At 68.2% G+C, this 26,402-nt stretch carries 20 protein-coding genes and 1 riboswitch; of the genes, 8 read left to right on the top strand and 12 right to left on the bottom strand.

The window, feature by feature from the left end; genetic code table 11:
- Positions 1-63 precede the first annotated feature (63 nt).
- The 3 genes from M2421_RS09420 to M2421_RS09410 form a co-directional block, all read right to left on the bottom strand.
- Positions 64-3,024 (bottom strand): TonB-dependent receptor, encoded by a 2,961-nt coding sequence (locus M2421_RS09420; protein ID WP_259206246.1) that lies wholly within the window; start codon positions 3,022-3,024, stop codon positions 64-66.
- Positions 3,025-3,564: 540 nt separating this feature from the next.
- Positions 3,565-4,425, bottom strand: coding sequence for a hypothetical protein (locus M2421_RS09415; protein WP_259206245.1), 861 nt, complete (start codon positions 4,423-4,425; stop codon positions 3,565-3,567).
- Between the two features lie 119 nt (positions 4,426-4,544).
- Positions 4,545-5,441 (bottom strand): Hsp33 family molecular chaperone HslO, encoded by an 897-nt coding sequence (locus M2421_RS09410; RefSeq protein ID WP_259206244.1) that lies wholly within the window; start codon positions 5,439-5,441, stop codon positions 4,545-4,547.
- Positions 5,442-5,520: 79 nt separating this feature from the next.
- Between M2421_RS09410 and mtgA the strand changes: the two genes are divergently transcribed.
- From mtgA to M2421_RS09395, 3 genes are read left to right on the top strand one after another with little or no spacing between them, the layout of a single operon-like run.
- On the top strand, positions 5,521-6,270 hold the full coding sequence (gene mtgA, locus M2421_RS09405) for a monofunctional biosynthetic peptidoglycan transglycosylase (protein WP_259206242.1): 750 nt from the start codon (positions 5,521-5,523) through the stop codon (positions 6,268-6,270).
- 39 nt (positions 6,271-6,309) lie between these two features.
- The gene (locus tag M2421_RS09400; RefSeq protein WP_259206240.1) at positions 6,310-7,329 is read left to right on the top strand and encodes a glycosyltransferase family 2 protein; all 1,020 of its coding nucleotides are present in this window, start codon (positions 6,310-6,312) and stop codon (positions 7,327-7,329) included.
- Positions 7,289-7,720, top strand: a complete 432-nt coding sequence (locus M2421_RS09395) for a CBS domain-containing protein (RefSeq protein WP_259206239.1) — start codon at positions 7,289-7,291, stop codon at positions 7,718-7,720. Before M2421_RS09400 ends, M2421_RS09395 begins: the two co-directional genes overlap by 41 nt.
- 84 nt (positions 7,721-7,804) lie before the next feature.
- Here the strand turns inward: M2421_RS09395 and M2421_RS09390 are convergent, their stop codons facing one another.
- The 4 genes from M2421_RS09390 to M2421_RS09375 all read right to left on the bottom strand — a co-directional run bounded on the left by M2421_RS09390 (position 7,805) and on the right by M2421_RS09375 (position 13,185).
- Positions 7,805-9,790 carry an AsmA family protein gene (locus M2421_RS09390; protein ID WP_259206238.1) on the bottom strand — a complete coding sequence of 662 codons (1,986 nt, stop codon included), beginning with the start codon at positions 9,788-9,790 and terminating at the stop codon, positions 7,805-7,807.
- A 93-nt stretch (positions 9,791-9,883) separates the two neighbouring features.
- The gene (locus M2421_RS09385; RefSeq protein WP_259206522.1) at positions 9,884-10,525 is read right to left on the bottom strand and encodes a hemolysin III family protein; all 642 of its coding nucleotides are present in this window, start codon (positions 10,523-10,525) and stop codon (positions 9,884-9,886) included.
- An 85-nt stretch (positions 10,526-10,610) separates the two neighbouring features.
- A complete protein-coding gene (locus M2421_RS09380; protein WP_259206237.1) occupies positions 10,611-12,215 on the bottom strand; it encodes a peptide chain release factor 3 in 1,605 nt (534 codons plus the stop codon).
- Positions 12,216-12,291: 76 nt separating this feature from the next.
- Positions 12,292-13,185, bottom strand: coding sequence for a M23 family metallopeptidase (locus tag M2421_RS09375; RefSeq protein ID WP_259206236.1), 894 nt, complete (start codon positions 13,183-13,185; stop codon positions 12,292-12,294).
- A gap of 166 nt (positions 13,186-13,351) precedes the next feature.
- A riboswitch (SAM riboswitch) is annotated at positions 13,352-13,472 on the top strand.
- A gap of 78 nt (positions 13,473-13,550) precedes the next feature.
- On the opposite strand from M2421_RS09375, the gene M2421_RS09370 reads away from it, so the two are divergent.
- Genes M2421_RS09370 through M2421_RS09360 form a run of 3 tightly spaced genes read left to right on the top strand, consistent with a single transcriptional unit; the run spans position 13,551 to position 16,893 of the window.
- Positions 13,551-14,582, top strand: a complete 1,032-nt coding sequence (locus M2421_RS09370; RefSeq protein WP_259206235.1) for a homoserine O-succinyltransferase — start codon at positions 13,551-13,553, stop codon at positions 14,580-14,582.
- Positions 14,579-15,823, top strand: a complete 1,245-nt coding sequence (locus M2421_RS09365; protein WP_259206234.1) for an O-succinylhomoserine (thiol)-lyase — start codon at positions 14,579-14,581, stop codon at positions 15,821-15,823. Before M2421_RS09370 ends, M2421_RS09365 begins: the two co-directional genes overlap by 4 nt.
- A complete protein-coding gene (locus tag M2421_RS09360) occupies positions 15,820-16,893 on the top strand; it encodes a homoserine dehydrogenase (RefSeq protein ID WP_259206233.1) in 1,074 nt (357 codons plus the stop codon). The genes M2421_RS09365 and M2421_RS09360 overlap by 4 nt, the downstream gene beginning before the upstream one ends.
- Positions 16,894-17,385: 492 nt before the next feature.
- On the opposite strand, the gene M2421_RS09355 is transcribed toward M2421_RS09360, so the two are convergent.
- Positions 17,386-18,387: an alpha/beta hydrolase gene (locus tag M2421_RS09355; RefSeq protein ID WP_259206232.1), complete on the bottom strand. Its 1,002-nt coding sequence runs from the start codon at positions 18,385-18,387 to the stop codon at positions 17,386-17,388.
- A gap of 324 nt (positions 18,388-18,711) precedes the next feature.
- Positions 18,712-20,094 carry an L-serine ammonia-lyase gene (locus tag M2421_RS09350; protein ID WP_259206231.1) on the bottom strand — a complete coding sequence of 461 codons (1,383 nt, stop codon included), beginning with the start codon at positions 20,092-20,094 and terminating at the stop codon, positions 18,712-18,714.
- A gap of 97 nt (positions 20,095-20,191) precedes the next feature.
- Here M2421_RS09350 and M2421_RS09345 point away from each other — a divergent pair, with 97 nt between their 5' ends.
- A complete protein-coding gene (locus M2421_RS09345; RefSeq protein WP_259206230.1) occupies positions 20,192-20,419 on the top strand; it encodes a glutaredoxin family protein in 228 nt (75 codons plus the stop codon).
- 214 nt (positions 20,420-20,633) lie between these two features.
- Here M2421_RS09345 and M2421_RS09340 read toward each other — a convergent pair whose 3' ends face one another.
- From M2421_RS09340 to M2421_RS09330, 3 genes are read right to left on the bottom strand one after another with little or no spacing between them, the layout of a single operon-like run.
- Positions 20,634-21,200: a YceI family protein gene (locus M2421_RS09340; RefSeq protein WP_259206229.1), complete on the bottom strand. Its 567-nt coding sequence runs from the start codon at positions 21,198-21,200 to the stop codon at positions 20,634-20,636.
- Positions 21,201-21,202: 2 nt separating this feature from the next.
- A complete protein-coding gene (locus M2421_RS09335; RefSeq protein ID WP_259206228.1) occupies positions 21,203-21,775 on the bottom strand; it encodes a cytochrome b in 573 nt (190 codons plus the stop codon).
- Positions 21,772-22,491 carry a YceI family protein gene (locus tag M2421_RS09330; RefSeq protein WP_259206227.1) on the bottom strand — a complete coding sequence of 240 codons (720 nt, stop codon included), beginning with the start codon at positions 22,489-22,491 and terminating at the stop codon, positions 21,772-21,774. Before M2421_RS09330 ends, M2421_RS09335 begins: the two co-directional genes overlap by 4 nt.
- A 279-nt stretch (positions 22,492-22,770) precedes the next feature.
- Between M2421_RS09330 and M2421_RS09325 the strand changes: the two genes are divergently transcribed.
- Positions 22,771-26,280 (top strand): ATP-binding protein, encoded by a 3,510-nt coding sequence (locus tag M2421_RS09325; RefSeq protein WP_259206520.1) that lies wholly within the window; start codon positions 22,771-22,773, stop codon positions 26,278-26,280.
- Positions 26,281-26,402 lie beyond the last annotated feature (122 nt).

The raw sequence follows: 26,402 nt of genomic DNA, 5'->3' as shown, positions 1-26,402 counted from the left end.
GGAAAAGACAACGGCCCCTTTCGGGGCCGTTGCTTCAGGACATCAGATCGCGTGCAGCGGCGATCAGAAGCGCTGGGTGTACTGCATGAAGAAGTAACGGTCGAAGTCCAGCATCGGATCGATCGAACCGGAGCTGTTGTTGGTCTGCGAGTAGCTCATCGGCGGCTGCTTGTTGAAGATGTTGCGCGCACCGACGGTGACCGTGCCATTCCACGGCGCGGCCCAGCTGACCGAGACGTCCTGGTAGGAGATCGAGCCCTTCTTGTTGGCACCTTCGCCGCCGCCCCAGCCACCGTTCGGGGTCAGGTAGGTCGGGTCGTTGCACTGCTCGGCCGAACCATCGAAGCAGAAGTCGCGGTAACCACCGTAGTAGCGCATGTTCCACTGTGCCGACAGGTCACCCTTGGCCCAGTTGACGCCCAGGGTGGCGCGCACGCGCGGGAAGTTCCAGTAGCCGGCGTAGTTGTCCCAGTCGGCCGTGGCATCGCTCTTCTGGCGGTAGGCCACCAGGTAGTTGCTGTCCAGGTGCACCGAGAACTGACCGACCGCGAACTCCGGCAGGCGGTAGTTGGCGCCGAAGTTGTAGCCTTCGGTTTCCAGCGAACCCAGGTTGGTGTTGCCGCGGCTCAGCGAAACGACCTGGCCACTGGCAGCGTCACGGGTGTAGTTACAGAACGAATCGACGCCGTTGTAGCACTGCTGCAGGACGTAGGTCGCCGACACGGCGGTGATCACGTTGTCGATGGTGATCTTGTACCAGTCCAGCGAGAAGTCCAGACCCTGGACCCAGCGCGGGCTGAACACCAGGCCGACGGTGCGGGTCTTGCTGTATTCCGGCTCCAGATCCGCGTTACCCACACCGGCCTGGAACGGCGCGATGCTCTGGCTTTCGCGGGCGGCAACCGGCGCGCCTGCGCTGTCTTCCTGGCGGAAGTTGGCCGGCAGGCCTTCGCCGGCGCAGCGGGCAGCCGCGGTCGCGTTACCGGTACGGATGCCCAGCAGCGAGTCGCACGGATCGGTGAAGTAATCGAAGGTCTGCGAACCGCCACCGAAGGTGTCGTCCAGGGTCGGGGCGCGGAAGCCCTTGCCGTAGGTGGCGCGGACCAGCAGGTCTTCGACCGGCTTCCAGGTCAGGCTGAACTTGCTGTTGGTGGTGTCACCGAAGCGGTCGTAGTCGGAGTAGCGGCTGGCCACGTCGAACGACAGTTCCTTGGCGAACGGCAGATCCTTCAGGACCGGGATCATCAGCTCCAGGTAGACTTCATCGGTCTTGTAGCGGCCGCTGGTGGCGCCGGCAGCAAGATCGGTGGTGTAACCGGCAGCGGACAGCTGATCCGGGTAGTCATAGCCTTCGACGGTGCGGTGTTCCACGCCCGCTGCGAAGGCGAATTCGCCCGCGCCGCCCGGCATGTCGAACAGGCCGCCGGTGATGTTGGCGAAGTACTGCTTGCTGACGCTCTGCTGGGTCGCCTGGCTGATGGTGTTGACGTACTTCAGCGCATCGGCGGTGGAGGCCGACGGGCCGCCCAGGATGTTGAACGGGGTGCACTGGCCGGCCGACAGGCTGGTGCCCAGCGCGATCGGGTTCAGCGCGCTGCCGCACTGGACCACGCCCTGGCTGTTCAGGAACGACGGGCCCAGGGCCTTTTCGAGGGCCAGCAGGTTGATGTTGCCGGTGCTGATCTGGGTGACATCGAACTTGTTGTAGTTCATGCCCACGTCCCAGTTCCAGCCGTGGGAGCCGACGTCGAAGGCACCTTCAAACGCGCCGTCGAAGTGGTAGGACTTCACGTTGTTCTGCGAGACGCGCGGAATCTCGATGGTACGGCGGTACCAGTCGGTGATTTCGACGCCCACCGGGTTGTAGTAGCTGTCGGCGCTGATGTAGACCGGGTAGGTCGGCTGCGCGTTGGCGCTCAGCGGGTAGCCGGCGACCTGGCGGGTCGAGTCGCGCTCGGAGTACATCACGGTCGACTTGAAGCTGATGTTCGGATTGAACTCGTAGCCCACCGAGGTGAAGATCGACTTGGTCTCCGACTCCTGCTGCAGCATCATCTGCTGGGTGGAGTTGAAGCGGTCGTCGCGGGTCACGCCGGCGTGGTAGTTGGCGATGTTGCGCGAGTCCGCGCCGACGCCGACGCCATCGAAGGTGCCGGTGTGGTTGATGACCTGCATGTTCGGCGTCCAGACGCCGTCAGCGGCACCGACGATATCGCCATCGTCGTTGAGGTAGTTGCCGGCGCCCGGGGTGCCTTCGGCGCGCGGATCGGAGAAGCGACCCCACGGACCGGTGGCGCTCAGGCCGGCGTACGGGAAGTTCGGGCCGTAGGTGTAGCGGGTCAGCTCACGGTCCTTGGCCCACACCGGATCTTCCTTGGTGTAGCTGGCGCCGAACACGATCGAGGCACGCTCGCCGGTGGTGCCGGCGGTGAACGAGTACGACTGCTTCTGGCCATCGCCGCGACCGTTCTGGCCGATCAGCGCGGAGGCTTCAGCGCCTTCGAAGTTCGAGCGCATGATGATGTTGACCACGCCGGCGACGGCATCGGAGCCGTAGATCGCCGAGGCGCCGTCCTTCAGCACTTCGATGCGCTCGATCAGCGCGCTCGGAATGGTGGACAGATCGGTGTAGCCGGCCAGGCTGGAGGTCCAGCGCTTGCCGTTGACCAGCACCAGCGTGCGGTTCTCGTTCAGGTTGTACAGGTTGACGTACTGGCCGCCCTGTTCCGGGTTGGAGGTCAGCACCGCAGCCTTGCTGAAGTTCTGGGTGCCCGACACCGACAGGTTCTGCAGGATGTCGCCGACACTGACCAGGCCCGACTTCTTGATGTCCTCGGAGGACACGGTGAAGATCGGCTGCGCGGTTTCCACGTCGACCGAACGGATGCGCGAACCGGTGACCTGGATGCGATCCAGGTTGGTTGCGCCGGTGGCCTCCTGGGCCTGGGCGGTGCCGCCGGCGGCGGCGCTCGCGACCAGCGCGACAATCACCGCGTCGCGCAGCTTGTTGGACTTAAAGTTCATTGCTCTCTCTCTCCAAGGGAATCTTGGGTATTCACTGGGGTGTTTGCCTGTAGCGGCACCAAAACGGCAGCGCCAACAACCACGAGGCTGACTCGATAGTAACTGCGGATTCCCAAGAATTAAAGTCGCGTTAATACAGGCTGTGAGCGACTTCACCTGTTTCAAACTCCTTCCAAATCAATCACATCACCCTACACATTGCCCAATTTCGTCTCGTTGGTTAAGCAATGGTGAAGAAAATAGTTGCAATTGATTTGTCACGGTTTGTATCAACGCGTGTCTCATCACGTCATTGGGCACGGTCATGCCTTGACGCGCGCAGCCAATGCATGTCACCGCGCGGGCGCGAAATCCTATTGAAATCAGGCATCAACGCCATTGCTGCGGCATCGCCGACCGGTCCACCGCCAGGCCGCGGTGCCCTGGAGGGGCTCACCCTGCGCGTCGTGCGTGCCTCGCGCGCAGAAGGAAGAACCAAAAAAAACGCGCCGGCGGGCGCGTTTCTTTCGACACACTCCGGGCGCGCCGGATGCGGGGGGCTCAGAGATCCTGTTCGTAACGGACGTACGGCACGGTGCCTTCGTCGGTGCTCTCGTTACGCGGTGCGAACGGGTTCTTGCCACGGGTAATGACGTTTTCGGCGCCGACGGTGAGCTGGCCACTCCACGGGGTCCGCCAGGTCAGGCCAACGCCCAGGCCTTCCCACTTGCCGGGCTGCCCCGGCACATCGACCACGCGGCCGATGATGTTGCCGCTGAAGTTGCCGTAGCCGGCACCGATGGTGAGGCTCTTGCTGTCCCAGCGGTCCACGATGGCCGGCGAGGCGTCGGACAGCGGGACCAGGCGCGCCTTGGCGTAGGTGCCGCCAATGGACACAAAGCCTTCGCGGCCGATGTTCTTCTGGCCGAACACGGTCAGGTCATTCTGCTCGGCGCGCAGCGCCGGCGACTTGTTCGGCGCTGCCAGCCAGGCCGGCAGGGTGTCGCGGCCGCTGCCGGCAGTGATGCCGACACGCCCGCCCGGGCGGTTGAAGGCCGCGGTGCCGGTGACCCGGCGGCTGATCGAGGTGGTGTCGTCGTCGTCGCCCAGGCTGGCCAGCATGCAATGGCTGGCCAGGCCGCTGATGCTGGTGCCGCGGCTGCTGTTGCAGAGCAGGCCCAGCGAATCGCCCGAGGACAACCCGAAGGCGGCATCCAGCGAGCTGCGGCCGAAATGCCAGCGTGCCCCGGCCGACTGTTCGCCGGTGGGCTCCAGGTACAGCAGGGCCTCGACCTTGCCGCTGCCCTTGTTCCACACCGGCAGCACCGTGCTGTCCTGGCGGGGCTTGGTCTGCGCATGCGCGCCCGGGATCGCGGCAAGGGCGATCACAAGGGCCAGCGGTAGACGCAGAAGGGAGCGCATGGGAACTCTCAGACAGCAGGGGTGAGCACAAGTTCCCGCCGAAGCGGGAGATTGATCCTAGGATGTTTATGATTTCTTAACAAGTCTTGGTTCTCCCCAGAACAAAACTCGTGCGGCGATTACTGAAGCCGTTCAGGTGCCGGCGCGGATACGGCGGCATCGCTGAACAGTATGGCGAATTCCGTCAAGGGAAAGTGATACTCCCGTCCGCAGAATTCGCAGCGCACTTCCACCGCCCCGGTCGGCTCGGCGGCGGCGCGGGCCTCGGCTTCCCCCAGCGACTGCAGCATGCCCTCGACCCGCTCGCGCGAGCAGGAGCAGTCGAAGCGCAGGGGGCGTTCGCCCAGCAGTTCCGGCTTCTCTTCATGGAACAGGCGGTGCAGCAGCACGTTGCCGGCCACCTCCAGCAGTTCCTGCTTGCCCAGGGTCTCGAACAGCGCACTGGCACGCGACCAGCCGTCGTGGTCGCCTTCGTCCCCCGGCAGCTTCTGCAGCAGCAGGCCGGCGGCACGCTCGCCATCGGCGGCCAGCAGCAGGCGGGTGGGCAGCTGCTCGGACTGGCGGAAGTAGTCTTCAAAGGCCTCGTCCAGGCCTGCGGCGGTCAGCCCGACCAGGCTCTGGTAGCGCTGCGGTTCGCGCGGGTCCAGGCCGGGGTTCTCGATGGTGATCGCCAGCAGGGCGTCGTCGCCCAGCGCGGTCAGGTCGCGCGGGGCGTCGCCACCGCCCTCGGCCAGCTGCACGATCCCGCGCAGGGTGCCGGCGGCGGTGCATTCGGCGAACAGGGTGCGCATGGCCGTGTTGCTGCGCAGCTGGATCGACAGGCGTCCGTCGACCTTGGTGTGGCCGGTGAACAGCGCCGAGGCCACGCTGGCCTCGCCGAGCAGCTCGGCGGCGGCCGGCGGGTAGGTGGCGTGGGACAGGATCTCGCGCCAGGTGGCATCGAGGTGCACGTGCACGCCGCGGACGCCGGCATCGGGAAGCAGGAAACGGACAAGGGTGTCGGATTGGGCGGTCATCGGTTCGGTGGCTGCGCTTAAAGGGGGGCGGTTGCCGGATAATGCGCCGACAATCGTGCAAGCAAAGGATGCACCACTAATGGGGGCAGAGCGCAGCAACCTCAAGGCCGAGCCAGGCCTGGACCCGTCGCGTCCGCGGCGTTGGCACTGGAAGCGCCTGTTGTGGCTGCCGGTGCTGTTCGCCGCCTTCAGCGTGCTGCAGGTGCTGGTGCTGCGGTTCGTCGACCCGCCGCTGTCCACGGTGATGCTGTGGCGCTACGGCGAGGCGCTCGGCCAGGGCGAGTGGGACTACCGGCTTCATTACCAGTGGCGCGACCTGGACCAGATGGCCCCGAGCCTGCCCATCTCCCTGGTGGCCGCCGAAGACCAGCGCTTCCCCGAGCACAATGGCTTCGACCTGCAGGCGATCGAGAAGGCGCGCGACCACAACGCAAAGGGCGGGCGCCTGCGCGGGGCCAGCACGATCAGCCAGCAGGTGGCCAAGAACCTGTTCCTGTGGCAGGGACGCAGCTGGGTCCGCAAGGGCCTGGAGGTCTGGTACACGGTCCTGATCGAGGCGCTGTGGCCGAAGGCGCGGATCCTGGAGATGTACGCCAACATCGCCGAGTTCGGCGATGGCATCTACGGCGCGCAGGCGGCGGCCCGCCAGTACTGGGGCAAGGACGCGGCGCGCCTGAGCGCGGCGGAAAGCGCGCGGTTGGCGGCCGTGCTGCCCGCGCCTCGCCGCTACAACGCAGCCAGGCCGGGCCCGTACGTGCAGCGGCGCGCGGCCTGGATCCAGCGCCAGGCGCGGCAGCTGGGCGGTCACGCCTACCTCGGCGAGGATTGAGCATTCATGCAGGTGATGGGCTGACGCTACAATCGCCGCATGAATCCCCAGCGCCTTACCGTCGTCGTTGCCGCCCACAATGAGGCCCTGGTCCTGCCGATGCTGCACCCGCGCCTGCGCGCGGTGCTTGACGGCCTGGCGGGCATCGACGGCCGCGTGCTGTATGTGGATGACGGCAGTACCGACACCACCTGGGCGGTGATGCAGGCCCTGGCCGAGGCCGATGCCTCGGTCGGTGTGTTGCGCCTGTCGCGCAATTTCGGCAAGGAGGCGGCACTGACCGCCGGGCTGGATTTCGTCGACGACGGCGCGGTGATGATCCTCGATGCCGATGGCCAGGATCCGCCCGAGCTGATCCCCGACTTCGTCGCGTTGTGGCAACAGGGCTACGACAACGTGTACGGCACGCGCCTGGTGCGGGACGGCGAAAGCTGGCTAAAGCGTTCCACCGCCAAGGTGTTCTATCGGGTGATCGGGCGCTTGTCGAAAACGCCGATCCCGGCCGACACCGGTGATTTCCGGCTGCTGTCGCCGCGCGCGCTGGCCGCCCTGGGCCAGCTGCGTGAACGCCACCGGTTCATGAAGGGGCTGTTCGGCTGGGTCGGGTTCCGGCGCAAGGCGTTGCCCTACCACCGCCATGCGCGGCTGGTGGGGGAGAGCAAGTTCGGGCTGTGGAAGCTGTGGAACTTCGCGCTGGAGGGGATCACCGGTTTTTCCACCGCGCCCTTGCGGATCACCACCTACCTGGGCCTCGCCGCTGCCGGCTTCGCGTTCGTGTTCGCCATGTGGATCGTGGCCAAGGCCGCGCTGTACGGCGACCGGGTGGCGGGCTGGCCGACCATGATGGCGGTGATCCTGTTCCTGGGCGGGGTGCAGCTGATCGCGCTGGGCCTGATCGGGGAATACCTGGGGCGTTTGTACGAGGAATCCAAGCAGCGCCCGCTGTACCTGGTTGACACCTGGCATGCACCGTTCGTGGCAGACTCGGGCCTGCATCCCATCGGTGGAGAGCAGCGAGATGACCACGGTACGGCAGCTGTTGGAAGGCAAGTCCCCTGAGGTTTTCGCGGTCGCCCCGGACGCGGCGGTGATCGACGCGATCCGGTTGATGGCCGACAAGGGCATCGGCGCGGTGGTGGTGATGGACGGCCGGCAACTGGTCGGCATCCTGTCCGAGCGCGATTACGCGCGCAAGATCGTGCTGCACGAACGTTCCTCGCGGACCACGCGGGTGAGCGACATCATGACCGCCAAGGTGGTGACGGTGGCGATGACCGAACAGGTCGAGCACTGCCTGCAACTGGTCACCGACTTCCGCATCCGGCACCTGCCGGTGGTGGAGGCGGGCAGCGTGGTCGGGGTGATCTCGATCGGTGACCTGGTCAAGTCGGTGATCGACGAACAGGCGCAGAAGCTGGACCAGCTGCAGCAGTACATCGTGGCCGGGTGACCTGCACGCGCGCCGCACGTGCGGCGCCGTGACGACGAACGAGCCCGCTGGCGCGGGTATCCGGGCAGCATGGGCCAGCCCGCGTTACTTCGCGTAGCGGCCGCCGCAGTTGGTGTCCTTGCCGGGGCCGGTTTCCAAGGTGGCCAGCAGCGCGGCTGGCGGGGTGATGGTGGCCAGGGTGACGGCGATCGCGCCGCGCAGGCCCAGCGCCTTGAAGTCCGGGCGGAACGAGGGATCCTTGAACGACCCACCGATCCGCAGCGGCGAGCGCAGGGCGAGGATGCTGATGTCCTTCGGGCGCGGGCGCAGCAGCAGGTCCAGCTGTTCCTGCCTGAGATCCACGGTGCCACTGCCGACGATCAGCGTATCGCTGGTGTCGAAGGCGAGCGCGCGCGAGGTCATCACGCCGTTGTCCACGCCGAAGTCGCCGAACGCGCAACGCAGCGGAATCTGCTTGTCGCCGGTGAACAGGAATTTCAGCGACTCGGCGACGTCCAGGCCGGCCAGTTCCATGATCAGGTTGCCGACATGCCCGCGGCCGATGCCGACAGCGACGTTGCCGTCGGAGCTGCCGAGCATGGCGGCCACCGAGTTGCCGCTGCCGGCCAGGTCGACGTCACCGCTGACGCCGCCGGAGGCCTGCTCGGCCAGCTTGGAATCGGGCATCAGCTTGCCGAGCTGGATGTTGCGCAGGCTGGCCTTCAATTGCGTGGAAATGGTGTCCTTGCGCGCGTCCATGCGGATGGTGCTGCGGATGTCGCCGCCAGCGACGCCGAAGTTGAGCGGGTCCAGGCGCAGCAGGCCGGCGTCGAGCTTGAGGTGGGCGTCCATGTCGTCCAGCGGCAGCGCGGGCGAATTGATGCGCTGTGCCTTCCAGCGCACGTCGGCATCCATGGCGCGCAGCTTGGTGAGGTTGTACGGCGTGTCGGGCAGGATCCGGGCGCGGGCGGCGAGAGCAGCCGCCTTGGCCTTCTGTTCGGCGTTGGCGGTTTCGCCGGCGCCGGTGCGCGGCGGGGCCCCGATGAAGCCGGCGAGGTCATCGAAGTCCAGGCGCTTGGACACCAGGTCGGCCTTGAGGAACGGGCGCGCGCCGCCGACATCGATCTGCGCGGTGCCGCCAAGGTCGCTGTCGCCGGCGGTGCCGGTGAAATCCTCGTAGCGCCAGATGTCGTTGTCGCGCTTGAGCCGGCCGTTGAGGCGGTATGGCGGGGTGGAGGGCATGGCCACGCCGATCAGCGGGAACAGGTCTTCCATGTCCTGGCCGCTGAGCATCAGCTGCAGGTTGAACACGCGCAGGGCGAACGGGTTGGTGAGGGTGCCGCTGGCGATGGCATGGGTGCCACCGGCGCGCCCGTCCAGATGGATGCGGAACGGGTGGTCGCTGTTGGTCAGTTCCAGCGGTGATTCGGTGTTGCCGTCCAGCGAGAAGGCGTTGCCCTTCCAGCGGCCCTTGCCCTTGACCAGCAGCGGCGGCGCGCTGTCTTCGTTCCGCGGCTTGCCGCTGTTGAGGGCGACCAGCACGTCGGTGCGGCCGGCGGCGTCGAGGAACTGCAGGCGGCCATCATCGATGCGCAGGCGCTGCAGTTGCGGCGGGTTGCCGGTGGACGGCCCGAGGAAGTCCCAGTTGCCGGGGGTGTCCTTGCCGGGCCCGGTTTCGAGGAGGAGGTCCGGGCGGGTGAGGCGCACCTCGGGAATGTGGACCTGGCCGCGCAGCAGGGGCCAGACGCGGAGGGCGATTTCAACGCGGTCGGCGCTGGCCATCTGCGGGGTCTTGGCCCAGTCGGCGTTGGCGAAGGTGATGCGGTCGGCGCGGATCGTCGTGGTGCGGCCAAGGTCGACGTCGAGGTCGCCATTGATGTGCAATGCGCGACCGGTCTTGGCCTGTACGGCGCGCTCCACCGGGCCCTTGAACCAGTTCCAGTCCCAGAGCGCGATCAACAGCAGCAGGGCCGCGAACAGGAACAAGAAGAGGGCAAGCCAGCGCTGCCCGCGCTTGCCAGGACGCTGCCAGCGCCAACGGCGGGCGGCAGGGGACGGAGCGGGGGAGTCGACAGTGTTCACGCGCTCCATCCTTGCCTGTTCATCGTGCAGGGGGCGCGAAGCATTGGTAAGGATGGTGTCAGGGTGGGGTGTTTTTTGCTTTGGAGGCGTCGGATCAAGCCCTCAAAGAATCTGCGCCGTCACCGCAACGAAATGACAGACGCTGCCGCCGATCACGAACAGGTGCCAGATCGCGTGCGAGTAGGGGATCGATTCGCGGTGGTAGAAATAGGTGCCCAGCGTGTAGGACAGGCCGCCGGCAAGCAGCCAGCCCAGCGTCCAGCCATCGATCGAGGCCCACATCGGCTTGATCGCCACCATCACCATCCAGCCCATCGCGATGTAGATGATCGTCGACAACAGCTTGAAGCGGCCGGTGAAGAACAGTTTGAAGATCACCCCGGCAAAGGCCAGCGCCCAGATCGCGGTGAACATGCCCCAGCCCCACGGACCGCCACGCAGCCCGATCAGAGTGAACGGCGTGTACGTGCCGGCGATCAGCAGGTAGATCGCGCAATGGTCGAACACCTTCAGGCGACCCTTGACGACCGGGTGCTGGACCGCGTGGTACAGGGTGGAGGCGGTGTACAACAGCAGCAGCGCTACCCCGAACACGATTGCGCTGGCCAACTGCCAGCCATCGCCGTAGATCGCGGCCAGGGTGATCAGCACCGCACTGGCGGCGAGCGCGGCCACCGCGCCGAGCCCGTGGGTCAGCGCGCTGGCGATTTCTTCACGTACCGAAGCAACTGTAGTCATGGCGATCGACAATGCGGGGAGGGGGGACCCGCTCCCCCCTATCATCGCCGCGTTGGCGCGCGCATGCACGCGCGCCTGTTCAGTCGCCGTGTCAGGACACCGAAATACTGTGTGCCGCTTCGCGCGTGGCGGCGAAGCGCACATCCGGCGCGCGTTCCTGCGCCAGCTGCAGGTTGACCCGCGTCGGTGCCAGGTACACCAGGTGCCCGGCGGCGTCGATGCTGAGGTTGCCCGCGTTCTTCTCGCGGAACTCCTCCAGTTTCTTCTCGTTGCTGCAGGTCACCCAGCGCGCGGTGGTGACGCTGACCGGCTCGAAGGTGGCTTCCACGCCGTACTCGTCCTTCAGGCGGTAGGCGGCCACGTCGAACTGCAGCACGCCGACTGCACCGAGGATCAGGTCGTTGCTCATCAGCGGGCGGAAGAACTGCGTGGCGCCTTCCTCGGACAGCTGGGCCAGGCCCTTCTGCAGCTGCTTGAGCTTGAGCGGATCACGCAGGCGCGCGCGGCGGAACAGCTCCGGGGCGAAGTTCGGGATCCCGGTGAAGCTGACGGCCTCGCCTTCGGTGAAGGTGTCGCCGATGGAGATGGTGCCGTGGTTGTGGATGCCGATCACATCGCCCGGCCACGCCTCGGCGGCGATCTCGCGATCGCTGGCCATGAAGGTCAGCGCGTTGGCCAGCTTCATTTCCTTGCCGGTGCGCACGTGGAAGGTCTTCATGCCGGCCACGAAGCGGCCCGAGCAGACCCGCATGAAGGCCACGCGGTCACGGTGCTGCGGGTCCATGTTGGCCTGGATCTTGAACACGAAGCCGGTCAGCTTGGATTCTTCCGGGGCGATCACCCGGCCAGTGGTGGCGCGGGCCTGCGGCGACGGCGCGTGCTCGACGAAGAAGTCCAGCAGCGGCTGCACGCCGAAATTGTTCACGCCCGAGCCGAAGAACACCGGGGTCTGCTTGCCGGCCAGGTAGGCCGCCAGGTCGAACGGGTGGCTGGCGCCCTGCACCAGCTCCAGCTCGTCGCGCAGGTCGGCCAGCATGCGCTCGCCGATCTTTTCGGCCAGGCCCGGCGAGTCGATCGACGGGAAGATGGTCGAATCCTGGCGGGTGAAGTTGCGGCCCTGTTCGTACAGGTGCACTTCGCCGCTGATCAGGTGGACCACGCCCTTCAGGCGCTGGCCCATGCCGATCGGCCAGGTCACCGGCGCGCACTGGATGCCGAGCACGCTCTCGACCTCGTCCAGCAGGTCGATCGGCTCCTTGCCCTCGCGGTCGAGCTTGTTGATGAAGGTCATGATCGGGGTGTCGCGCAGGCGGCACACTTCCATCAGCTTGATGGTGCGCTCTTCCACGCCCTTGGCCACGTCGATCACCATCAGCGCCGAGTCCACCGCGGTGAGCACGCGGTAGGTGTCCTCGCCGAAGTCGGCGTGGCCGGGGGTGTCGAGCAGGTTGACGATCTTGCCCTCGTAGGGGAACTGCATCACCGAGGAGGTGACCGAGATCCCGCGCTCTTTTTCGAGCGCCATCCAGTCGGACGTGGCGTGGCGGGCGGCCTTGCGGCCCTTCACCGAGCCGGCCATCTGGATCGCACCGCCGAACAGCAACAGCTTTTCGGTCAGCGTGGTCTTGCCGGCGTCAGGGTGGGAAATGATGGCGAAGGTGCGGCGGCGCGCGGCTTCGTTGGCGACTTCGGACATGGCGTGACGCGCCCGCCCGGGGCGCTTTTCTTGGAGATGAGCCCTCCAGTATAGCGGGGGCTGGACGCAACCGGGGTCAGGGTGCGCCCGGCGCGCCGTCGCTGTCGCTCTCGCGGGCGAAGTGCAGCTCGCCCTGCGGGGCCACGATCCGCACCGGCACCGAACGCAGCTGCATGCCGCGATTGGCCTGGACCACGAAGTGCAGGTGCGGGGCGGTGCTGTAGCCGGTGTTGCCGGACAAGCCGATGCGCTGGCCGGCCTCGACCCGCTGGCCGCCGCGCACCAGCACGCCGTTGGCCTGCAGGTGGGCGTAGACGGCCATGCTGCCGTCCTCGTGCAGGACCCGGATGAAGTTGGCACGCTCGCGGTCGCGGCTCGGATCGCGGCCGTTTTCGTGGAAGTTGCCCTGCACCTGCATGACCCGGCCGGCGCGCGCGGCCAGGACCGGGGTGCCTTCGGCGAGGGCGAAGTCGACCGCGTCGCGGTTCTCGGCATCGGTGTGGCTGAAGCGCCCGCGCGGGGCCTGGGTGACCTGGAAGCGCCTGGCGTCGAACGGAAGCAGGTAGGCGACGTCCTGCGGGCTGGCGGCCGGGTCGCCGGGCACCGCATCCAGCAGCAGGTCCAGCCGCGGCACCTCGGCCGGGAGCTGCAGGCGCGAGACCACCACGCTGGCCGAGCCCGCCAGCACCGTCTGCAGCGGCAGGCCCGGCAGGGCGGCGGCGCCGGTCGGCTGGCGCAGCGCGACCTGGACCGGGCCGAACAGGTGGTTGTCCACCCGTGCCTGCCAGTGGCCGCCGCCGCCGTCGAGCCTGACCGTGGCGATGCCGGCACCGCCGGTAAGCGTCGGCCGGTCGGCCGCAGCCTGATCGACGAGCCCCCAACCGGCACGCCACGCGGTGGCGTCGGCGGGAGACGCGGCCTGGGCGGCCAGGGGGGACAGCAGCAGGGTCAGCAACAGCGTGCGGCGCATGGCGGGCTTCCGATGGCGATGGCGGCGACTGTACGCAACTGCCTCTGTTCAGGAAAGCGGCCAAGCCCGTGCGGCGGGGCGGGGCCGCCGGCCTGATGAGAAAAAACTATATCGCTTCATCCCGATGAAAGGATTGACATATGCGGAAAGGGCTGGCATCGTGGCTCCACCATCGAGACCGGCAGAGGGACAGGCCCTTTGAAGCCGGGGCAGCCCGCAGACGCGCAAGCGACCTGCGTAGGTGCCAAATCCTGCGGAGACCGTTGGCGTCTTCCGAAAGATGGTTCGACCCGTGCACCGTGCGTGCACCTCGAACGCGAGCTCCGCGAAAGCTCGATGGCCGTTTTCCTACTTTGGATACCGCCATGGGTTTCGCCACCGCTACCGCTGTTGCCACCGACGCCTTCGCCCCGATCAGCGTCCCGCTCGACGCCCACCCGCACGCCGTGCGCGGCGAGATCGCCGCGGTGCTGTCGATGCGCCACGCCGGGGTGCGCCCGGTGCGCCTGCGTTATGAGCTGGTCGGCCGTGCCGGCGCGCCGGTGGTGGTCCTCGCCGGTGGCATCTCCGCCCACCGCCACGTGGCCGCCAATGTGGACTTCCCCGAAAAGGGCTGGGCCGACGGGCTGGTTGCCCCGGGTCGCGCGCTGGACCCGGCGTCGCTGCGCGTGCTGGCGTTCGACTTCATCGGCGCCGACGGGGCGCTGGACGTGCCGATCGACACTGCCGACCAGGCCGATGCGCTGGCCCTGCTGCTCGACCATCTCGGCATCGCCCAGCTGCAGTGCTTCGTCGGCTATTCCTACGGTGCACTGGTGGGCCAGCAGTTCGCCATCCGCCATCGCCAGCGCCTGCTGAAGCTGGTTGCCGTCAGCGGCGCGCACCGCCCGCATCCGTATGCCGCCGCCTGGCGCGCGCTGCAGCGGCGTGCGGTGGCGCTGGGCCAGCTGCAGTGTGCCGAAAGCCATGGGCTGGCGCTGGCCCGCCAGTTCGCGATGCTCAGCTACCGCACCCCGGAGGAGTTCGGCGAACGTTTCGATGCGCCGCCGGAGCTGGTCAACGGCCGCGTGCGCGTGGCCGCCGAGGACTATCTGGACGCGGCCGGCGCGCAGTACGTGGCGCGCACCGCAGTGGATGCGTACCTGCGGCTGTCCGAATCGATCGACCTGCACCGCGTCGACCCCGCCGCGCTGCTCGTGCCCACCGTGGTGGTCGCCGTGGAAGGCGATCGCCTGGTGCCGCTGGCCGACTGCGTCGGCCTGGTCGAAGGGCTGGGCCCGCGCGGCAGCCTGCGCGTGCTGCGCTCGCCCTATGGCCACGACGCCTTCCTCAAAGAAACCGATCGCATCGACGCGATCCTCGCCACCGCCATCCGTTCCCTGGGAGAAACCGCATGAGCCAGTCCACCGGTACCGAGCCGACCTGTAGCCGCGTCACCGCCGCCGTGCGCGCCGGCATCGACCGCGACACCGCCCACGGCGCGGTGACCCCGCCGATCGTGCTGTCCTCCAACTTCAGCTTCGATGGCTTCGGCAACAAGCGCCAGTACGACTACACGCGCAGCGGCAACCCGACCCGCGACCTGCTGGGCGAGGCCCTGGCCGAGCTGGAAGGCGGCGCGGGCGGGGTGATCACCTCCACCGGCATGGGCGCGATCAACCTGGTGCTCAACGCGCTGCTGCAGCCGGGCGACACCCTCGTGGTGCCGCACGACGCCTACGGCGGCAGCTGGCGGCTGTTCAACGCGCTGGCGAAGAAGGGCCACTTCGGCCTGATCACCGCCGACCTGACCGACCCGCGCTCGCTGGCCGACGCGCTGGCGCAGTCGCCGACGCTGGTGCTGATCGAGACCCCGTCCAACCCGCTGCTGCGCATCACCGACCTGCGTTTCGTCATCGATGCCGCGCACAGGGCCGGGGCCAAGGTGGTGGTGGACAACACCTTCCTGTCGCCGGCGTTGCAGCAGCCGATCGCGTTCGGCGCGGACGTGGTGCTGCATTCGACCACCAAGTACATCAACGGCCACAGCGACGTGGTCGGCGGCGCGGTGATCGCACGCGATCCGGCGGTGCACGAGCAGCTGGTGTGGTGGGCCAACGCGCTGGGCCTGACCGGCTCGCCGTTCGATGCCTTCCTGACCCTGCGTGGCCTGCGCACGCTGGGCGCGCGCCTGCGCGCGCACCAGGAGAACACCGCCGAGGTGGTCGACCTGCTGGTGGCCAGCGACGCGGTCGCCAAGGTGTATTACCCGGGCCTGGCCGACCATCCCGGGCACGCGATCGCGGCGCGCCAGCAGGACGGCTTCGGCGCGATGCTGTCCTTCGAGCTGGCCTCGTGCCCGGGCGATGACCCGCACGCGGCGGTGCGCGCCTTCGTCGATGGCCTGCGCTGTTTCACCCTGGCCGAGTCGTTGGGTGGGGTGGAGAGCCTGGTCGCGCATCCGGCCACCATGACCCACGCGGCGATGACCCCCGAAGCGCGCACGCACGCCGGCATCAGCGACGGCCTGCTGCGGTTGTCGGTAGGGATCGAGGCCGCCGAGGACCTGGTTGCCGACCTGCAGGCCGGGCTGGAGCGCGCGCAGGCGGTGATCGACCTGCACGCCAAGGCGGCGCTGCGCAAACAGGTGGATGCATGAGCGCGGTGCTGGACCTGCATCCGCCTGCCACGCGCGGGCGGCGGCTGGCGCTGCTCGGCACCGGCACGGTCGGGACCGCCTTCGTGCAGCGCTACCAGTCGCTGCAGGCGCGTGGCCTGCTGCTGCCCGCGTTCTCCTGGCTGGCCAATTCACGCACGGCGCGCGCCTGCGAACAGGCCCCCGAGCACGAACTGCAGCAGGCCAACCTGGCCACGCGCGGGGCGCCGGCCCTGCAGCCGTGGGCCGAGGCGGAAGGCCTGCAGCGCGGCGACGTGGTCGTGGATGCGACCGCCAGCGACGAGGTGGCCCACTGGCACGAACACTGGCTGGCGCGCGGCGTGCACGTGGTCACCGCCAACAAGCTGGGGCGCGGCGCGCAACTGGCGCGCGCGCAGGCGATTGCCGACAGTGGCCACGGCGGCGCGGCGCATTACGGCGACAGCGCCACCGTGGGGGCGGGGCTGCCATTGCTGAGCAGCCTGCGTTCGCTGGTGGCCGGGGGCGACCGCATCCATCGCGTGGAAGGCGTGCTGTCCGGGTCGTTGGCCTGGCTGTTCCACCACTACGATGGCCAGCGGGCGTTTTCCGCGTGGGTGCGCGAGGCCGCAACGGCGGGCTACACCGAGCCGGACCCGCGCGTGGACCTGTCCGGCGAGGACGTCCGCCGCAAGCTGCTGATCCTCGCGCGGGCCAGCGGCATCGCGCTGCGTGCCGAGCAGGTGCAGGTGGATTCGCTGGTGCCGGCGGCGCTGGCGCAGCTGGCGCCAGCCGATGCGTTGGCGCAGCTGTCGCTGCTGGACGCGCCGTTGCAGCAGGCCTGGCAGCAGGCACGCGGGCAGGGCGGCTGCCTGCGCTTCGTCGGTGGTTTCGACCATGACGGTGCCTCGGTGGGCCTGCGCATCCTGCCGCAGGACCACCCCCTGGCCGGCGGCGCACAGACCGACAACCGCGTCGCCATCCACAGCGATCGCTACCAGTCCCAGCCGCTGCTGATCCAGGGGCCGGGGGCCGGCGCCGACGTCACCGCGGCAGCACTGCTGGATGACGTGCTGGCGATCGTGCGTCGGTAGGCAATGTGTCGCTGGTGGCAGGTAGAACCGAGCCACGCTCGGCTGCCATTAGCGCGATAGACGACCGCACCGACAGGGAGAGCCGAGCCACGCTCGGCTGCCCTTAGCGCGATGGCCGACCGCACGGGCAGGTAGAACCGAGCCACGCGCGGCTGCCGTTCGCGCGATAGACGACCGCATCGACGGGTAGAGCCGAGCCACGCTCGGCTGCCGTTCGCGCGATGGCCGACCTCACAAGCAGGTAGAGCCGAGCCACGCTCGGCTGCCGTTCGCGCGATGGCCGACCGCATCGACGGGTAGAGCCGAGCCACGCTCGGCTGCCGTTCGGGCGATAGACGACCGCACCGACAGGTAGAGCCGAGCCACGCTCGGCTGCCGTTCGCACGATAGACGACCTCACAAGCAGGTAGAGCCGAGCCACGCTCGGCTGCCGTTCGCGGGATAGACGACCGCACCGACGGCGCCAGAGATGCAGCCGAGCATGGCTCGGCTCTACCGGTGGGCGTCCTTCAGCGCCTTCAGCAACGCTGCGTTGAATCGCTTCGGGTCCTGCACCTGCGGCGAGTGGCCCAGATCGTCGAAGCTCACCAGCGTGGCCCCGGGGATGGCGGCGGCCGCCGCCTTGCCCAGCGCGGGATAATCGCCCAGCGTGGCCTTCAACGCGGGAGGGGCGAGGTCGCGGCCGATCGCGGTGCGGTCGGTCTGGCCGATGAACAGGGTGGTCGGAACGGTGATCCGCGGCAGTTCGTAGACCACCGGCTGGTTGAACACCATGTCCGAGGTAAGCGCCTGGCTCCAGGCCACGGCCTGCTTGCCCGGGCCGTCGTACATGCGTGACTGCATGCTTACCCACTGCGCGTACGCGGGCTTCCATTGGCCGTTGTAGTACACCTCGAGCTGGTACTTTTTGATGCTGTCGAAGCTGGTCTTCAATTCGCCGGCATACCAGGCATCCACGCTGCGCCACGGCACGCCCTTGGCCTTCCAGTCTTCCAGCCCGATCGGGTTGACCAGCGCCAGGTGGCGCAGCTTCTGCGGGTACATCAGCGCATAGCGCGCGGCAAGCATGCCGCCCATCGAATGGCCGACCAGGTCGACCGTCGCCGCGTCCAGGCCGAGGTGGGCGAGCAGGGCGTGGGTGTTGGCGGCGAGCTGGCCAAACGAATACTGGTAGCGCTCGGGCTTGCTGGATTTGCAGAAGCCGATCTGGTCCGGGGCGATCACCCGGTAGCCGGCGGCGGTGAGCGCGGCGATGCTGTCCTTCCAGGTGGCCGCGCAGAAGTTCTTGCCGTGCAGCAGGACCACGGTGCCGATCGGTGTGCCGCGCGGGGCAACGTCCAGATAGGCCATCTCCAATGGCTGGCGCTGCGATTCGAACGCGAAGATCTTGACCGGGTAGGGGTAGTCGAAGCCTTCCAGGCGCGGGCCGTAGGTGTCGGCGGCGAGGGAAGTCAGCGGCAGGCAGGCGAGCAGGGCGGCGGCCAGGATGCGCATGGCGGTCTCCGGAGGGGGAAGCCCGACTTTACTCGAGCCGCCGCGATGACGCTGCCGCGTAGAGCCGACCGTTGGTCGGCTGCATTTCCCCGGGATGGTGGAGCAGCCGACCAACGGTCGGCTCTACGTGGGGGATTTGAGCGGCCGACCGGCGGTCGGCTCTACCTGGGGATTCGAGCAGCCGACCAACGGTCGGCTCTACGTGGGGGATTCGAGCGGCCGACCGGCGGTGGGCGCTACCGGGATTCGGGCAGCCGACCAACGGTCGGCTCTACGTGGGGGATCCGAGCAGCCGACCAACGGTCGGCTCTACCGGGGAGCGGCTCAGCACTCGATGACGTTGACCGCGAGGCCGCCGCGGCTGGTTTCCTTGTACTTGTCCTGCATGTCGCGGCCGGTGTCGCGCATGGTCTTGATGACCTTGTCCAGCGAGACCTTGTGCTTGCCGTCGCCGCGCATGGCCATGCGCGAGGCGTTGATCGCCTTGACCGCGCCCATCGCATTGCGCTCGATGCAGGGGATCTGCACCAGCCCACCGATCGGGTCGCAGGTAAGGCCGAGGTTGTGTTCCATGCCGATCTCGGCGGCATTCTCGATCTGGCTGGGGTTGCCGCCCAGCGCGGCCACCAGGCCACCGGCGGCCATCGAGCAGGCCACGCCCACTTCGCCCTGGCAGCCGACTTCGGCGCCGGAGATGGAGGCGTTTTCCTTGTACAGGATGCCGATCGCCGCCGAGGTCAGCAGGAAGTCGAAGATGCGTTGTTCGTTGGCGCCGGGGCAGAAACGGTCGAAGTAATGCAGCACCGCCGGCAGTACGCCGGCCGCACCGTTGGTCGGCGCGGTGACCACGCGGCCACCGGCGGCGTTTTCCTCATTGACCGCCAGGGCGTACAGGTTCACCCAGTCCAGCGTGGTCAGCGGGTCGCGCATGCCCGCTTCCGGCTTGGACGACAGCTCGCGGTACAGCGCCGGTGCGCGACGCGACACATGCAGGCCGCCGGGCAGGGTGCCTTCCTGGCGGATGCCGCGGGCCACGCAGGCCTGCATCGCGCCCCAGATCTCGCGCAACTGCTCGCGGATCTCGTCTTCGCTGCGCCAGCACTTCTCGTTCTCGAACATCATCTGGGCGATGCTCAGCCCGCTGCGCGCGGTCTGCGCGAGCAGTTCGTCGCCGCTCTTGAACGGATACGGCAAAGGGGTTTCATCGGGGACGATGCGGTCGTCGGCGGCATCGTCCTGGTTGACCACGAAGCCGCCGCCCACCGAGTAGTAGTCGCGGGTGGCGATCACCTGTTCGTCGGCGTCATAGGCGGTGAAGCGCATGCCGTTGGTGTGGTAGGGCAGCTTCTGGCGCTTGTTCAGCCCCAGGTCGCGCTTCTCGTCGAAGGCGATTTCGTGGGTGCCCATCAGGCGGATGCGCTTGCTGCCGCGGATGCGGTCCAGCGTTTCGGGGATGATGTCCGGGTCGATCAGGTTCGGGCGCTGGCCTTCCAGGCCGAGCAGCACGGCCTTGTCGGTGCCATGGCCGCGCCCGGTCAGTGCCAGCGAGCCATACACGTCGGCACGGATGCGCACCACGTCCTGCAGCCTGCCCGGGTCCAGCAACCAGCGGTGCACGAAGCGTTCTGCAGCCTTCATTGGTCCCACGGTATGCGAGGAGCTCGGGCCAATGCCGATCTTGAAAACGTCGAACGTGCTGACAGCCATGATTGCCAAACTGCGGGTATCGGATGGAGCGCTATTCTATGCTGTCGCAGGCGCCGACCTTGATTGCGGCGCAACATTTCCCAAGGCGGGTGGGCCGGTGTTTACCTTGTTCCAGCGTGATGACTGCCATCTGTGCGACCAGGCCCTGGCGGTGCTGGCACAGGCCCGCGTGGCCGGACTGGACAGTGTGTTCATCGATGACGAGCCGGCCCTGGAGGCCCGCTACGGCCTGCGCGTGCCGGTGCTGCGCGACGCGCAGGGGCGCGAGCTGGACTGGCCGTTCGACGTGAAGACGTTGCAGGCCTGGACCGGAGGCAAACCGTAGAGCCGACCGTTGGTCGGCTGCCCTGAAGCGCCGGCTGCCCTGAAACCCGGGCTGCCCTGAAACCCCGCCTGCCTTGACTGCCCCGGCTGTTTGACCGCTTTGCCTGCCCTGGCTGCCGTGACGGCGCGAGGAGCGAGGGTAGCCGACCAACGGTCGGCTCTACGGGGTTGGATCCTCTTTACGCAGCGCCGGCCAGCGGCCGGCGCATCCCGCCTTACTTCGCTTTCAGCACGACCTTGGTGCTGATCGCGGTTTCGTTGGGGATGGTCTTGGTGTCGGTCCAGTCGCCGCCGCCCACGCCGAAGTCCAGACGCTTGACCGTGGCCTTGCCGCTCAGCACCGGCTGCGCGCCCGGGGTCCAGGTGAAGGTAAGCGTGACCGGCTTGCTCACCCCGCGCAGTTCCAGCGTGCCGTCGGCGGCGTACTGGTTGTTGCCCAGCGAGCGGAAGGTGGTGGCGCTGTACTTGGCCTGGGCAAACTTGCCGACGTTGAAGAAGTCCGGCCCCTGCAGGGTGGAATCACGGTCGCTGTTGCCGCTCTTGGCGCCGGCCAGCGGGATGGTCACGTCCAGCCGGGAACCGTCCAGTTTGGCCGCGTCGAAGCTGAGCTTGGTGTCGAAGCCGGGGAAGGTGCCGGTGAACACTTCACCGTCGTACTTGGTGGCAAACACCAGCACCGAGCCGGGGGCCTGCACGTAGTCGGCGGCCAGCACCGGTGCGGTGGCCATCAGCCCGGCAAGGGCGGCGGCGACAGCCGCGGGAGTGGTGAGCTTGATGTTCATGGTCAATCCTTCTGGGGGGAGGCAAGCCAGCCCTGCGGCAGCATGCGCGCAAGGGTGGCATCGCGTTGGTAAAAATGGTGGTAAAGCGCGGCGCCGGCATGCGCCAGCACCACGGCGATCAGCAGCCAGAAGCCCCATTCGTGGATGGCGTGCGAGACCTGGGTCAGGCCTGGGTCCGGCCCACTGAGCTTGGGCACGTCGACCAGGCCGAACCAGCGGAACGGGCGCAGCCCGCTGGCCGAGTCGTACAGCCAGCCCGACAGCGGGATGGCGAACATCAACACGTACAGCAGCCAATGCGTGGCCGATGCGATGCGCTCCTGCCAGGTGGGCGTGCCGGGCACCGGCTGCGGTGCCCCGGCGTACAGCCGCCAGCCAAGCCGGGCCGCCACCAGCACCAGCACGGTGATGCCCACCGACTTGTGCAGGGTGTAGATCCAGAAGTACTTCGGCGTCTTGGGGAACTCACCCATGGTCAGCCCGAGGATGCCCATGGCAAGGATCAGCAGGGCGATCAACCAGTGCAGGGTCTGGCTGACGCCTCCCCAACGGGTCGCGGTGTTCAGGGCTGTCATGGCGTGGTCTCCTGGACCGGCGGTGGGGATGGGGCGTTGGAGGGGGACTGCGGCGATGGAGTTCCCTCGGCATCGACCGGCGGTGTGTCCTGCGGATCAGCGGCAGAGCGGTCACGCACGGCCTCGGCCTCGATGCGCAGGTCCACCGCGTCGCCGATCATCGACGGCCAGCCCGCCACGCCGAAGGCGCTGCGGCTGAGCGTGGCGGTGGCGGAAAACCCGGCGGTGCGGCGGAACGGCGGCAGTGGATGGCGCTTGAGTGCATTGAGGGTGACCGCCAGGGTGACTTCGCGGGTCACGCCATGCAGGGTGAGCTGGCCGACGACGTTGGCGTGCCCGGCATCGATCGGTTCCACCCGGGTGGACACGAAACGCGCCTCGGGGAAACGTTCGCCATCGAGCAGGTTGCGCGCCAGGGTGGCGGTGTTCCACTTCGCATCGCCCAGGTCCAGGCGCTGGATCGGGACGGTCACGTTGAGCGTGGCCGAGGCCCAGTCCTGCGGGTCGAACACCAGCACGCCTTCGCTGCCCGACACGGTGCCCAGCGCATGCGAGAAGCCGGCATGCTCCACCGCGAACAGCACGCGGGTATGCACCGGATCGAGCCGGTAGGAATCGGGCGCGGCCAGCGCCGCCAGCGGGGTGGCGCACAGCAGCAGGGCAAGGGTCAGGCGCTGGATCACGGGCCGGGCTCCATGGAGGTCTGGGCCGATCATACGCACAGCGCCGTCATGCCCAGCAGTGCCATGGCTGCAACAGATCGTGGTGGGCCCGGAAACAGCGCTGCATGCGGTGCGGCGTGGTGCGGGCCGCGATCACAACGAGGTGTTCCCGCGGTGTCGGCATCGGTGCGGGCGAGCTCCCGCGCCGCCCCCACGCGCCGGCCGCGCGGGCGCGCGCGCAGGCGCTGTGGGACAATCAGCCGCTACAGGGAGATCTGGATGGCGATGGGGACGCGTAGCGGGTGCGCGGGCATCGTGTTGCTGCTACTGGGCATGTGCACGGTACCGGCAGCGTCGTGGGCCGCGGGGATAACGGCAGGAACAGCGGTAGAGACGCCGCGCATGCGCCGGCTGGGTGCCGCCGAAGGCATGCCCTCGCGCATGGTGCTGGCATTGGCCCAGGACCGCCAGGGCTACGTCTGGGCCGCCACCGATGATGGCCTGGCGCGCGTGGACGGCGTCGGCCTGCGCGTGTGGCGGCATGACCCCGGCGATCCCGACTCGATTCCCGGCAACGAAGTCGAAACCCTGCTGGTGGACCCGCTGGACCGGGTCTGGGTGGGGGCCAACGGCGTCGGCCTGAGCATGCTGGCCCCGGGCCGCGAACGCTTCGAGCGCTTCCCCGACCTCAACGCGCGCTGCGACGGCCAGTTCTGGGCGCTGGCGTATGCGGCCAAGTCGCTGTGGATCGGCACCAACCGGCACGGCATCTGCCGCCGCGAGGAAGACGGCACGCTGGTGCAGTACCACGCCGACCCGGCCGACCCGGCCAGCCTGCCCGATGACACCATCTATACGCTGCTGGCCGACCCGCAGGGGCGGGTATGGGTGGGCACCGGCAGCGGCGTGGCGCGCTGGGACGGCAAGCGCTTTACCCGGATCGCGCCGGACCAGCTGGGCGGCAAGAGCGTGTTCCGGCTGACCCGCGAACCGGACGGCACGGTCTGGGCCGGCACCCAGGAGGGGCTGTTCCGGATCGACGCCGACGACAGCGTGCGCAAGGCGCCCTGGACCCTGAGCGCGGACGTGCGCGCGGCCACGGTGGTCCATGATCGCAACGGCGGCTACTGGCTGGGTACCGCCGATGGCCTGTACCGCGGCGACCAGGACACGGCTCACCTGTTGGCCGGCGATGCCGGCAGCGGCTTCCTCACCGCACGCAGCGGCGTGCTGGACATGCTGCAGGACCATGAAGGCGGCCTGTGGATCGCCATGCTCACCCAGGGCCTGGCCTACCTGCCACCGGACTGGAAGCGCTTCTCCACCTGGTACCAGCTCGACGGCAAGCCGCTGGACAGCGTGTACCTGCTCAGTGCCGCCGCGGCCGACAACACCTTCTACATCGCCGGTGCGCACGGCATCTACCAGTTGGACGCGCGCGGCACGCTGCGCCAGATCGCCGACGACACCCGCTTGGGCGTGGGCGCCAACTGGTCGCTGTTGCCGCGCGCCGATGGCGCGTTGTGGATCGGCCGTGCCGGTCGCCTGGGCCTGTACCAGCCGCGTACCGGGCAGCTGCGCGAGTGGAAGATCGGTGGCGGCTCGGATGTGCGCCAGCGCATCGACCTGATCCGCCAGGCGCCGAACGGCGAGCTGTGGCTGTCGATCATGAACTTCGGCATCCAGCGCCGCGATGCCGACGGCAAGGTGCTGGACACCATCCGTATCGACGAAGGGCGCGGACTGACCGAAAACCCGGTCGAACAGATGCTGTTCGACCCGCGTGGACAGCTCTGGATCATGGGGGACATGGGCCTGCTGCGGTGGAGCGAGGGACGCTTCGAGCAGGTCCCGGGCATCTCGCGCGGCAGCATCTTCGACATCGCCTGGGCCGGTCCCGACGAGCTCTGGCTGGCGCGCAACGGTGCATTGGAACGTTACCGCTGGGACGGCCTGAGCATGACCCTGCGCGAACGCGTCGGCGCGGCCGAGGGCCTGCCGGCGGTGTCGATGGGCGGGGTGGTGATCGGCCGCAAGGGGCAGGTGTGGGCGACCACGCCGCGTGGGCTGGTGCGCTGGGACGGCCCCCAGCGCCGGTTGCGCATCTATGGCGAGCGCGATGGCCTGCCGGACGTGGAATTCAGCGGTCGCCCGCCGGTGCGCGCGGCCAATGGCCGGGTACTGGCGGTCACCGCGACCGGCTTGGTCAGCTTCGATCCGGACGCGCCGGACCTGCCGATACCGCCCTCGCAGTTGGTGATCGACAACGTGCAGGTGCGTCGCGACGATGCGCAGGGGCAGCAGTCACTGCCACCGGATGCGCCGATCGTGCTGGGCCCGCAGGACCGCGACCTGATCATCACCGCGCGCCTGCTGTCCTTCGCCAATCCGCAGGGCAACCGCTACCGCTACCGGGTCTCGGGGTACGACCAGAACTGGGTGATGCAGGCGGCCGACGGCGAGCGGATGCTGTCGCGGCTGCCATCGGGGCAGTACGCCATCGATGTGCAGGCGGCCACGCCGCAGGGGCAGTGGACGCCCGCGCGCACGCTCAGCGTGGAGGTGCTGCCGCCGTGGTGGCGCAGCGGCTGGGCGATCGTGGCCTACGTGCTGTTGTGGCTGCTGCTGGTGGCCGCGCTGGCCTATGTGGCGCGGGTGCGCCTGCGCCGACGCCAGCAATGGCAGCTGACCGTGCACAAGCAACAGATCGCCGAGCAGGCCTCTCAGGCCAAGAGCCAGTTCCTGGCCACGCTCGGGCACGAGGTGCGCACGCCGATGACCGGCGTGCTGGGCATGAGCGAACTGCTGCTGGCCACGCCGCTGGACGAACTGCAGCGCGGCTATGCCGCCTCGATCCAGCATGCGGGCACCCACCTTCTGCGCCTGGTCAACGACGCGCTGGACCTGGCGCGCATCGAAGCGGGGCGCCTGGAGCTGGACATCCGTCCCTTCGACCTGATGTCGATGCTGGCCCAGGTGCAGGCCCTGATGGAGCCGATGGCGCATCACCGCGGGCTGGCCTTCGAGCGCAGCTTCGACCTGCCGGGGCCGGTGCAGGTGAGTGGCGATGAAATGCGCGTGCGCCAGATCCTGATGAACCTGCTCGGCAACGCGATCAAGTTCACCGAGCGCGGCCACGTCGGGCTGGGCGTCACCCTGCTCGAGGGCGGCCTGGGCGTGGCGTTCGAGGTCTCCGACACCGGGCCGGGCATCAACGCCGACCAGCAGCAGCGCTTGTTCCATCGTTTCGAACAGGCCGATGGCCCGCGCACCGCGTCGCGCTACGGCGGCAGCGGGCTGGGGCTGGCGATCTGCCAGGAACTGGCGGTGGCGATGGGCGGGCGGATTGCCATCGACAGTCGTCCCGGCCATGGCGCGCGCTTTACCGTGCAGTTGCCCTTGCCGTGGTCGCTGCACGGCAGCGCGGTGCCCGTTGATGCCCAGGACACCGCGCGGATCGCGTTGCCGCCGCTGCGGATACTGCTGGTGGAAGACGACCCCACCGTGGCCAAGGTGATCACCGGGCTGTTGCGGGCACGTGGCCATGAGGTGTTGCACGTGCTGCATGGGCTGGCGGCATTGTCCGAAGTGTCGGCCGGTCGTTTCGACGTGGGCCTGCTCGACCTGGACCTGCCGGCGCTGGATGGCATCGCCATCGCGGGGCAATTGCGTGCGATGGGCTACGAGCTGCCGTTGATCGCGGTCACGGCCCGCTCCGATGCCTATGCCGAGCAGCAGGTGCTGGAGAGCGGATTCGACGGGTTCCTGCGCAAGCCGGTCACCGGCGACCTGCTGGTCGATGCGATCGCCAAGGCGCGTGCACTGCGACAGGCCGACGCCTGAAACGGCACGGTCGCGCTGCAAAATAGGCGGCCTGTTTTGATCGGCTCTGTTCGATGTGAACTGGCGCTGGAAAAAGTGTGATCTGCCGCAATTGCGGGCCGCCTCGCGCGGCGCGAACGCTT

The organism is Stenotrophomonas sp. BIGb0135 (genome assembly GCF_024810105.1).
GTDB lineage: Bacteria > Pseudomonadota > Gammaproteobacteria > Xanthomonadales > Xanthomonadaceae > Stenotrophomonas > Stenotrophomonas maltophilia_AB.
The sequence above is the reverse complement of the archived record's forward strand: the minus strand, read 5'-3'. Positions and strand labels throughout refer to the sequence as shown.